We start from the raw sequence: 10545 nt of genomic DNA, 5'->3' as shown, positions 1-10545 counted from the left end.
GCCGAAGCCAGCCCCCACGGGATGCACGAGCCGATTCTGCACTCGGGCTCAAGCCTGCTCGACCGACCCAATGAAACTCGCCAGCTCGGGCGTTTTCGGGTTGGCCATCAGTATTTTAGGATCGCCTACCTCATGCACCTTGCCCTGATGCATGAACACCAGCTTGTCGCCCACCTCGCGGGCGAAGCGCATTTCGTGGGTCACCATGATCAGCGTCATGCCGTCTTTGGCCAGCTCGCGAACGACTGCGAGTACTTCGTTGACCAGCTCCGGGTCGAGCGCCGAGGTGATTTCGTCGCACAGCAGCACTTTGGGCGACATCGCCAGCGCACGCGCGATCGCCACGCGCTGCTGCTGACCACCGGACAGCCGGTCAGGGAAGGCATCGAATTTCTCGCCCAGGCCCACCCGGTCGAGCATCTCCTTCGCCAGCTTTTTCGCTTCGGCTTTGGAAACCTTCTTCACCACCTGCGGCGCGAGCATTACGTTCTCGCCCACCGTCAGGTGCGGAAAAAGGTTGAACTGCTGGAAGACCATGCCGACTTTCTGTCTGAGGCTGCGCAGGTCAGCCCGCGCGGCATCAAGGTATTCGCCGTCGACCTCGATCACCCCGTCATTGATCGACTCAAGGCCGTTCAGGGTGCGCAGCAGCGTGCTTTTGCCCGAACCGCTGCGGCCGATGATCGCCACGACCTGACCTTCCTCGACGCTGAGGTCGATGCCCTTGAGCACATGGTGGTCGCCGTAATACTTGTGCAGGGCGGAAATTCTAAGCAGAGGCATGAAGTCTCCTTTCCAGGTAGCGCGCGCTGAGCGACAACGGATAGCAAAGCATGAAGTAGCCCAGGGCAACGAAGCCGTAGACCATGAAAGGCTGGAACGTGGCGTTGGCGAGCATGCCGCCGGTTTTGGTCAGCTCGGTGAAGCCGATGATCGACGTGACTGCCGTGCCTTTGACCACCTGCACGGAGAACCCCACCGTTGGCGCCACCGCGATGCGTAACGCCTGAGGCAGAATCACGTAACGCAGTTGCTCGAACGGGGTCAGCGCCAGACTTGCGGAAGCTTCCCACTGGCCGTTGGAAATCGACTCCACGCAGCCACGCCAGATTTCAGCCAGGTACGCACTGGTGAACAACGTCAGCGCCAGCGCCGCCGCGAACCAGGGCGAAATGTCGATGCCCATCAGCGCCACGCCGAAGAACACCAGGAACAGCTGCATCAATAATGGCGTGCCTTGAAACAGCTCGATGTAGCAGCGCGCGAGCCTGCGTGGCATTGCCTTCTCGGAGATGCGCAGGGTCATCACCAGCAAACCGATCACGCCGCCGCCGATGAACGCCACCAGCGACAGCGCCAGTGTCCACTGCAGGCCGGTCAGCAAGTTGCGCACGACGTCCCAAAGGGTGAAATCCATCAGCGGCTCCTCGCGATATAGCGTCTGCCGATCCACGCCAGCAACTGACGCACCAGCAGCGCCATGCACAGGTAGATCAGCGTGGTAATGATGTACGTCTCAAACGAGCGGAAGTTGCGCGACTGAATGAAGTTCGCGGCGAAACTCAGCTCCTCGGTGGCGATCTGCGAACAGACCGCGGAACCGAGCATGACGATGATGATCTGGCTGCTCAGCGCCGGCCACACCTTGCCCAGCGCCGGGACCAGCACGACATGGCGAAACGTCTCGAAGCGAGTCATCGCCAGCGCGGCCGACGCCTCGATCTGGCCGCGCGGAATCGCCTGCACGCCCGCACGGATGATCTCCGTCGAGTAGGCGCCAAGGTTGATGACCATCGCCAGCACGGCGGCCTGCCACTCCGATATCTGCAGGCCCAGTGACGGCAGCCCGAAGAAGATGAAAAACAACTGCACCAGAAACGGCGTGTTGCGGATCAGCTCTACATAGACACCGAAAATGGCCGAGAACGGCTGGATTTTCCACGCCCTGACAATCGCCCCGACAATGCCGACGCTGACACCGAGCAGCGTGCCGATGGCGGTCAGCTCCAGCGTGAACAGTGCGCCGCGCAGGAGCAGGTCAGTGTTTTGCAGGACCGGGATAAAGTCGAACTGATAAGCCATTTAAGCGCCTCGGCAGTCGATGATCAGAGGTCGGCAGGCAATGGCTGCTTGAGCCAGGTCTGCGCGTTCTTTTCCAGCGTGCCGTCTTTCTTCGCCGCTTCGAGAATCTCGTTCACTTTGGCGAGCAACTCGGGCTGACCTTTGTTCACACCCACGTAGACCGGCGAGTCCTTGAGCTTCACTTTCAGCTCCGGAATGCGCTTGGGGTTCTTCTCGCTGATGGCGACCATCACCACGTTGCCGCTGGCGATCAGGTCGGTCTGCTTGGCCAGGTAAGCCGCGATGGTCGAGTTGTTGTCTTCGAAGCGTTTGATCGTGGCTTCCTTCGGCGCAACGGCGGTCAGCTCGATGTCCTCGATGGCGCCACGGGTCACGCTGATGGTTTTGCCTTTCAGGTCGTCCACGGTTTTGATCGCGTCTTCAGGCGGGCCGAACACGGCGAGGTAGAAGGGAGCGTAGGCGCGGGAGAAGTCGATGACCTTTTCGCGGTCCGGGTTTTTGCCGAGGCTGGAGATAACCAGGTCAACCTTGCCGGTGGTTAGGTACGGCACGCGGTTGGTGCTGTTGACCGGCGTCAGCTCAAGCTTGACCTTCAACTGATTGGCGATGAGCTGTGCGGTGTCGATGTCCAGGCCGCGCGGCTTCATGTCGGGGCCGACCGAACCGAAGGGCGGGAAGTCTTGCGGAACCGCGACTTTCAACGTGCCGCGAGCGGTTACATCATCCAGACCATTAGCGTGGGCGGGGGCCTGGCCGAGCATGAGGCTGGCAAACAGGGCGGCGAGCAGGACGCTGTAACGCTGGGTCATGTGGTGTCTCCGAATCGATCAATGTGCAGGCGAAGCCCGGGTCGTGGCCAAGCACCAGTGCACAGCCCATGCCAGCCGATGGTTTGCAACCATGGAATGCGGGCCGCAGGCTTGATCCGGTCTAACTGGTCTGAACAGTGAGTGAGGGAGCCGCCCCGCTTTGGCGCGCTCGAAAGGCCCGGCGCCCCTCGCTTGGGCGTCACTTGCCGGATGCCTCCGATGGGGATACAAGGGATTTTTCCTACGGTTTCCACACCTTGATCGCCATGCATCCGAGCCCTGTAGCTGTGCCTGAAGCCGCCTTCCAGGCGATCCGCAAACTGATCGCCGAGCAGGGCTATGTGCCCGGCGACAGCCTGCCGTCTCAGCGGGATCTGGCGATTCGGCTGGGCGTCAGTCGGGCTTCGTTGCGTGAGGCACTGTCATCATTGAGCGCCTTGGGGTTGGTCAGTGTGCAGCCCGGCAAAGGCGTATTCGTACAGGCGGTTTCTGAACCACAACGGAGCACGGACGGATTTTCCTGGCCGTATGCAGCGCACGCATCACCTGCTGAGACTTTTCAGCTGCGCTATGCGCTGGAAGGGTTTGCCGCCGGGCTTGCAGCGGTCACGCTGACGGCCGATGAGCGCGATGTACTGGAGGATAACGTCGAAGCCATGCGCCTTGAACTCAAGGCGGGGGATTTTGACTGCGCGGCGCGGCTGGACTTCGATTTCCACCGGCGCATCCTCATCGCCAGTGGCAATCAGGCGATTCTGGGGATTATCACCACCAGCGCCGATATTTTTCTGGAGAGCCAAAAGCTGCCTTTTATTCGCGCGGGCAGGGCCATGGAAACCTGGCAGGAGCATCGCAAGATCCTGCGGGCGCTGGCGCGAAACGCGTCTGGCCCGGCGCAGAAAGCCATGCAGGAGCACATCCGCGGCGCTGCGTTGCGCACCGGCATCGTGTTCGTCGCACCTTCCGGCTAAACATCTGCAATTAAGGCAACCGCGCCGGGTCATAGCTAGAGACAATGAACCTCGACTTCCTGTCACCGCGTGACACAGTTATGATGGCCCACGTTTTTTTGCCTATGACCTCGGAGAAATCTCATGAGTAACGACCTGATCAAACACGTCAGCGACGCGAGCTTCGACGCCGATGTCCTGAAGGCTGCCGGCCCTGTACTGGTGGATTACTGGGCTGAATGGTGTGGCCCATGCAAGATGATTGCCCCGGTTCTGGATGAGATCGCCGGCACTTACGAAGGCAAGCTGACCATCGCCAAGCTGAACATCGACGACAACCAGGAAACACCGGCCAAGCACGGCGTTCGTGGTATCCCGACCCTGATGCTGTTCAAGAACGGCGAAGTCGCGGCAACCAAGGTCGGCGCACTGTCCAAGTCGCAGTTGCAGGCGTTCCTCGACGCCAACATCTGATGACGATATAGCCCCGCAAATCGCGGGGTTTTTTTCGGGCGTCGTACTAGACGCTCAGAAAATCAAGTGGTACATTCGGCCCCGCAACGGCTTCTCCGTTGCCCCCTGCTAGCCGTCGCCGACCGTCTCCTTTCGATTTGCACGCGATCCTGTCGCCTTCTCTGCGGCGCGGCCTCATTAAGCCAAAAGCTTAATTTCCCCCTCCATACATGATTACGTCATTCCTATATGAACCTGACTGAACTCAAGCAAAAGCCTATTACCGATCTGCTCGAAATGGCCGAACAGATGGGCATTGAAAATATGGCCCGTTCGCGCAAGCAGGACGTGATTTTTTCCCTGCTGAAGAAGCATGCGAAAAGCGGCGAGGAAATCTCGGGTGACGGCGTGCTGGAGATCCTCCAGGATGGCTTCGGCTTCCTCCGTTCTGCAGACGCCTCCTACCTTGCCGGCCCAGACGACATTTACGTCTCGCCGAGCCAGATCCGCCGCTTCAACCTGCGCACGGGCGACACCATTGTCGGCAAGATCCGTCCGCCGAAGGAAGGCGAGCGTTACTTCGCACTGCTCAAGGTCGACACCATCAACTTCGACCGTCCAGAAAACGCGAAGAACAAGATTCTGTTCGAAAACCTGACGCCGCTGTTCCCGACCATTCGCATGAAGATGGAAGCCGGTAACGGTTCCACCGAAGACCTCACCGGTCGCGTCATTGATCTGTGTGCCCCGATCGGTAAAGGTCAGCGCGGTCTGATCGTTGCTCCGCCAAAAGCGGGCAAGACCATCATGCTGCAGAACATCGCGTCGAACATCACGCGCAACAACCCTGAAGTCCATCTGATCGTTCTGCTGATCGATGAGCGTCCGGAAGAAGTCACCGAAATGCAGCGTACCGTGCGCGGCGAAGTGGTTGCTTCCACCTTCGACGAGCCACCAACCCGTCACGTGCAGGTCGCCGAAATGGTGATCGAAAAGGCCAAGCGCCTGGTCGAGCACAAGAAGGACGTGGTCATCCTGCTGGACTCCATCACCCGTCTGGCTCGCGCCTACAACACCGTCATTCCGAGCTCCGGGAAGGTCCTGACCGGTGGTGTCGATGCGCACGCCCTCGAGAAGCCAAAGCGTTTCTTCGGTGCGGCACGTAACATCGAAGAAGGCGGCTCGCTGACCATCATCGCCACCGCGCTGGTTGAAACCGGCTCGAAGATGGACGAAGTGATCTACGAAGAATTCAAAGGCACCGGCAACATGGAGCTGCCTCTGGATCGCAAGATCGCAGAGAAGCGCGTCTTCCCGGCCATCAACATCAACCGCTCCGGCACACGCCGCGAAGAGTTGCTGACGGCCGACGACGAGTTGCAGCGCATGTGGATCCTGCGCAAGCTGCTGCATCCTATGGATGAGGTCGCGGCCATCGAGTTCTTGATCGACAAGCTGAAACAGACCAAGACCAACGATGAGTTCTTCCTGTCGATGAAGCGCAAGTAACACCCTGCGCTGAACCGACCGTAGAAAAATGGTGTCCTTCTGGACACCATTTTTTTTGACCTTTTCTGTAGATCTCTCCCGTAGACAAGGAGCGTCATGCACACGTTTGGCAATCGCCGTGATATCGATGGGCTGCGGGCCCTGGCCGTGGTCCCGGTGCTGTTGTTTCACTTCGGTCTGGGCCTGAGCGGCGGCTTCGTCGGCGTCGACGTGTTTTTCGTCATCTCCGGCTACCTGATCACGTCCATCATCTTCCGCGAGATCAGCGCAGGGCGATTCAGCTTCGTCGATTTCTGGGCCCGTCGCGCGCGGCGTATCGTCCCTGCCGTGACCGTTGTCGTGCTGGCCACGTTGGCGTTTGGCTGGATATTGCTGACGCCCAAGGACTACGCCGAGCTGGGCCGGGAAGTGCGGTATCAGTCGATGTTCATGTCCAACCTGCTGTTCATGCGGCAGGACGGCTACTTCGATTCCGCGTCAGATTTCAAACCGCTTCTTCACACCTGGTCGCTGGCGGTGGAGGAGCAGTACTACATTTTCTTCCCGCTGCTGATGGTGCTGGCGACGCGGTACGTGCGGCACTGGCGCTGGTTGCTGCTCGGCCTGCTGGTGCTGTCGTTCGGGCTGAACATCTGGGCGATCAAGCACAAACCCGAGGCAGCATTCTTTCTGCTGCCGATGCGTGCATGGGAACTGCTGTGCGGGGCGATGCTGGCCGTCGCCCCTGCGCCTAGACGCCCGCTGCCGAGCTGGATCTATCAAACGGTCAGTTTGAGCGGTTTTGCGGCGGTCGTGCTGGCGATGCTGAGTTTTGACAAAACCACGCAATTCCCCGGCTGGGCGGCGCTGCTGCCTGTGATGGGCACCACAGCGATGATCTGGGCCGACGGTCATCCCGCGTCATGGGTCGGGCGTTTTCTGAGCATCAAACCGCTGGTGGCAATCGGGCTTATCTCCTACTCGCTGTACCTGTGGCATTGGCCTATTCATGTCTATGCCAATGCAATTTCAGCTGACGGAATTTCTGACCTTGAAGCGATTGGCTGGATCCTTCTGGCCGGCGCGCTTGCCTGGATCAGCTGGCGCTTTGTCGAGCTGCCATTCCGTGAACGCCGCGTGCTGGCCGGCCGCAAGCCGGTACTGATGGGTGGACTGCTGACGCTGGCCGTATTGGCGCTGATGGGGCAGGCGGTGCGCTCCAGTGACGGCGTACCGCAACGCCTGTCCGGCCAGGCCCTGCAATATGCGCAGTCGCGGGAGTGGAGCGCCGGGCAGATGGACTGTTTCCTGCTCGGATCAAAGCACAGCAAAGGTCTGGACAAGCTCTGTCGGGCGGGTGGCAATGCCGATGCCGCGCCGTCCCATCTCGTCTGGGGCGACAGTCATGCGGCAGCCCTGTGGCCAGGCGTCAGAAGCGCGGCCGAGCAAGCCCATGTGCCTGTCTGGCTGGCAAGCATGAGCGGATGTCCGCCGCTGGTCAGCACCGCAACAAGCAAGCGCTGTCAGGACTTCAACGCCCTGAACGTCGAGCGCGTTCGAGCACAGAAAATCCCTGACGTGACGCTGGCCGCGCGCTGGAGTTTGTACATCTACGGCCTGGAAGACGGCAACAAAAGCAACGTGCTGCTGAAACACGAATCCATTCCCCGAAACGAAGCGTATTTCGCCGATGCTTTGAAAGCGCAGATCGCTGAATTGCGAGCAGCGGGGGCGCAGGTCTGGTTGTTCAAGGAAGTGCCGCAGCAGCGCAAGGGCACCATCGAGCGATTGAGCAGCCTGGCGAGGGTTGGACGTTCGGCTGCAGAGGTCGGGCGTCCGGCTGCGGAGCTTGATGGGCGGCAGGCGTTTATCAACCAGCTGTTCGACACCCTCAGCCGTGCGGATGCAGGCATTCACCTGATCGACCCTAAACCGCTGCTGTGTGAGGGCGGTCTGTGCCGTGCCGAAGTTGACGGGCGTTCGCTGTACAAGGACGAAGATCACCTGTCGGACCTGGGCGGCGAGAAGATGCAACTGCTGTTCGCGCCGCTGTTGCGCGAAACACCGCGCATTTGAGTTGGACACAAGCTGCCCTCTGCGGTCAGAGCAGGTAGGATGTGCATCTATTTGGTGAGTGGCCGGGTTAATGAAATTCAAGGATCTACGGGATTTCGTGCAGCAGCTTGAGCAGCGCGGAGAGTTGAAACGCATTCAGGTGCCCATTTCCCCTGTACTGGAAATGACCGAGATCTGCGACCGGACCCTGCGCAACAAGGGGCCGGCGCTGCTCTTCGAAAAGCCGACGGGTTTCGACATCCCGGTGCTTGGCAACCTGTTCGGCACGCCCGAGCGCGTCGCTATGGGCATGGGCGCCGAGTCGGTGTCCGAACTGCGGGAAATCGGCAAGCTGCTGGCTTTCCTTAAAGAGCCCGAGCCGCCCAAGGGCTTGAAAGACGCCTGGTCCAAGCTGCCCATCTTCAGAAAAGTGATCGCCATGGCGCCGAAAGTCGTCAAGGACGCGCCGTGTCAGGAGATCGTGATCGAGGGCGACGACGTCGACCTTGGCATGCTGCCCGTGCAGACCTGCTGGCCCGGCGATGTCGGCCCGCTGATTACGTGGGGCCTGACGGTCACTCGCGGGCCCAACAAAGAACGGCAGAATCTGGGTATCTATCGCCAGCAGGTGATCGGCCGCAACAAGGTGATCATGCGCTGGCTCAGCCACCGCGGCGGCGCGCTGGATTTCAGGGATTGGTGCAACAAGCACCCGGGTCAGCCATTCCCGGTGTCCGTGGCCTTGGGCGCTGACCCCGCCACCATTCTGGGCGCCGTCACGCCGGTGCCCGACAGCTTGTCCGAATACGCATTCGCCGGCCTGCTGCGTGGCAACCGTACCGAACTGATCAAGTGCCGTGGCAACGACCTCCAGGTCCCCGCCAGCGCCGAAATCATCCTTGAAGGGGTGATTCATCCCGGCGAAATGGCCGACGAGGGTCCGTACGGCGACCACACCGGCTACTACAACGAGGTCGACAGCTTCCCGGTCTTCACGGTCGAGCGCATCACCCACCGCATCAAGCCGATTTACCACAGCACCTACACGGGCCGGCCGCCTGACGAGCCGGCCATCCTGGGCGTTGCGCTAAACGAAGTCTTCGTGCCGATTCTGCAGAAGCAGTTCCCGGAAATCGTCGACTTCTACCTGCCGCCCGAGGGTTGCTCGTACCGCATGGCGGTCGTGACGATCAAGAAGCAGTACCCCGGCCATGCCAAGCGCGTGATGCTGGGGGTCTGGTCGTTTTTGCGACAGTTCATGTACACCAAGTTCGTTATCGTCACCGACGACGACATCAATGCCCGTGACTGGAATGACGTCATCTGGGCGATCACCACGCGCATGGACCCCAAGCGCGACACGGTGATGATCGACAACACGCCAATCGACTACCTCGACTTCGCCTCGCCGGTGTCCGGTCTGGGCTCGAAAATGGGGCTCGATGCCACCCATAAGTGGCCGGGCGAAACCACCCGTGAATGGGGTCGCGCTATCGTCAAGGACGAAGCGGTGACCCGCCGGATCGATGAAATCTGGACTCAGCTGGGAATTGATTGATGCGTGTAACTTTGCAGCCCTCGGGCGCGGTCATCGAGACATTGCCAGGCGAACGGATCCTCGACGCCGCCCAGCGTCTGGGCTACGAACGCCCTCAGAGCTGTCGCAACGGCAATTGCCACATCTGTTCCGCGCTGCTGGTTGAAGGCAGCGTTGAACAGGCGGGAGAAATCCGCAACCACGGCGAAATTTACACCTGCCTGGCGGTGCCGCAGGAAGACTGCGTTGTGCTGTGGGACAGCGTGTTGGCGCTCGGCGAGTTGCCGGTGCGTACGTTCGCCTGCCAGGTCAGCGAGTGTGTTGAAGTCGGCGGCGATGTCTGGCGCGTGATGCTCCGTGCGCCTGCCGGCAAGCCGCCGCGTTATCACGCCGGTCAGTACCTGATGATCCATCGGGACGACGGCGAAAAATCGGCGTTTTCCATGGCGTCAGCGCCGGAGAGCGGGCGTGATCTCGAAATTCACGTCCTCGCCCGCGAGGCCAGTGCGCAAAACCTGATCAAGCAGCTGCAGCGCGAGGGCATGGCGCGGGTTGACTTGCCCTTCGGCGATACTCATCTGGGCGAATTGCCCGATGGCCCGCTGGTATTGATTGCGGCAGGCACCGGTATGGGGCAGATGCACAGCCTGATCGAGCATTGCCGCGCCAAAGGTTTCCCCTATCCGGTGCATGTGTATTGGGGAATGCGCCGTCCGGAAGATTTCTACCAGCTCACGCATTGGGAGGAGTGGCAGACGCTGCCTAATCTGTTCCTGCACAGGATCGTCAGTGATCTGTGCGGTTGGGAAGGGCGCTGCGGCATGCTGCATGAGGCGGTTTGCGAGGACTTCAGCGATCTGAAGCCGCTTTATGTGTATGCCAGCGGCTCACCGGCCATGGTCTATTCGACCCTCGATGCGCTGGTGCTGGCGGGCATGGATGCGCATCAGATGCGTGCCGATGTGTTCGCGTATGCGCCGAGGCCCTGAAGCGCAGCCACTCGCCGGGCTGGATGTGGACAGCGTATTGCATGGCTGTTTGTCAGATATCGGCTTTTCCGGCGTGACCCGTGCGCCGGTGGCCGAGTCACAACGTCACACTGCCTGCGATGCCGTCTGATTGTTCATTCGTTGTTGCCAGACCCGTTTCATGAGTGTTCAGCGTTGCACCG

Annotated in this window: 10 protein-coding genes; 6 read left to right on the top strand and 4 right to left on the bottom strand. The window is 60.5% G+C overall.

The features are described 5' to 3' along the window. Positions 1 to 48: 48 nt before the first annotated feature. The 4 genes from SLW74_RS04655 to SLW74_RS04640 are packed head-to-tail and all read right to left on the bottom strand — an operon-like array spanning position 49 to position 2891. Positions 49 to 783 (bottom strand): amino acid ABC transporter ATP-binding protein, encoded by a 735-nt coding sequence (locus SLW74_RS04655; RefSeq protein WP_410928263.1) that lies wholly within the window; start codon positions 781 to 783, stop codon positions 49 to 51. Next, complete coding sequence (locus SLW74_RS04650) at positions 770 to 1420, bottom strand: amino acid ABC transporter permease (protein ID WP_065987517.1); 651 nt, start codon at positions 1418 to 1420, stop codon at positions 770 to 772. The genes SLW74_RS04655 and SLW74_RS04650 overlap by 14 nt, the downstream gene beginning before the upstream one ends. Further along, entirely contained in the window at positions 1417 to 2082 is a 666-nt protein-coding gene (locus SLW74_RS04645) for an amino acid ABC transporter permease (protein ID WP_065987475.1), read from the bottom strand. Before SLW74_RS04645 ends, SLW74_RS04650 begins: the two co-directional genes overlap by 4 nt. 23 nt (positions 2083 to 2105) lie before the next feature. Continuing rightward, on the bottom strand, positions 2106 to 2891 hold the full coding sequence (locus SLW74_RS04640; protein ID WP_410928262.1) for a transporter substrate-binding domain-containing protein: 786 nt from the start codon (positions 2889 to 2891) through the stop codon (positions 2106 to 2108). A 266-nt stretch (positions 2892 to 3157) separates the two neighbouring features. On the opposite strand from SLW74_RS04640, the gene SLW74_RS04635 reads away from it, so the two are divergent. The 6 genes from SLW74_RS04635 to SLW74_RS04610 all read left to right on the top strand — a co-directional run bounded on the left by SLW74_RS04635 (position 3158) and on the right by SLW74_RS04610 (position 10363). Next, a complete protein-coding gene (locus tag SLW74_RS04635) occupies positions 3158 to 3862 on the top strand; it encodes a FadR/GntR family transcriptional regulator (RefSeq protein WP_065987473.1) in 705 nt (234 codons plus the stop codon). Positions 3863 to 3985: 123 nt separating this feature from the next. Then, positions 3986 to 4315 carry a thioredoxin TrxA gene (gene trxA, locus SLW74_RS04630; RefSeq protein ID WP_296305960.1) on the top strand — a complete coding sequence of 110 codons (330 nt, stop codon included), beginning with the start codon at positions 3986 to 3988 and terminating at the stop codon, positions 4313 to 4315. Positions 4316 to 4543: 228 nt separating this feature from the next. Further along, positions 4544 to 5803, top strand: coding sequence for a transcription termination factor Rho (gene rho, locus SLW74_RS04625; protein WP_037016529.1), 1260 nt, complete (start codon positions 4544 to 4546; stop codon positions 5801 to 5803). Positions 5804 to 5899: 96 nt separating this feature from the next. Continuing rightward, on the top strand, positions 5900 to 7858 hold the full coding sequence (locus SLW74_RS04620; RefSeq protein ID WP_410928261.1) for an acyltransferase family protein: 1959 nt from the start codon (positions 5900 to 5902) through the stop codon (positions 7856 to 7858). A 70-nt stretch (positions 7859 to 7928) separates the two neighbouring features. Then, complete coding sequence (gene ubiD / locus SLW74_RS04615; RefSeq protein ID WP_410928260.1) at positions 7929 to 9395, top strand: 4-hydroxy-3-polyprenylbenzoate decarboxylase; 1467 nt, start codon at positions 7929 to 7931, stop codon at positions 9393 to 9395. Next, a complete protein-coding gene (locus tag SLW74_RS04610; RefSeq protein WP_410928259.1) occupies positions 9395 to 10363 on the top strand; it encodes a CDP-6-deoxy-delta-3,4-glucoseen reductase in 969 nt (322 codons plus the stop codon). The genes ubiD and SLW74_RS04610 overlap by 1 nt, the downstream gene beginning before the upstream one ends. Positions 10364 to 10545 lie beyond the last annotated feature (182 nt).

Source organism: Pseudomonas sp. W5-36 (genome assembly GCF_046540455.1).
GTDB lineage: Bacteria > Pseudomonadota > Gammaproteobacteria > Pseudomonadales > Pseudomonadaceae > Aquipseudomonas > Aquipseudomonas graminis_B.
The sequence above is the reverse complement of the archived record's forward strand: the minus strand, read 5'-3'. Positions and strand labels throughout refer to the sequence as shown.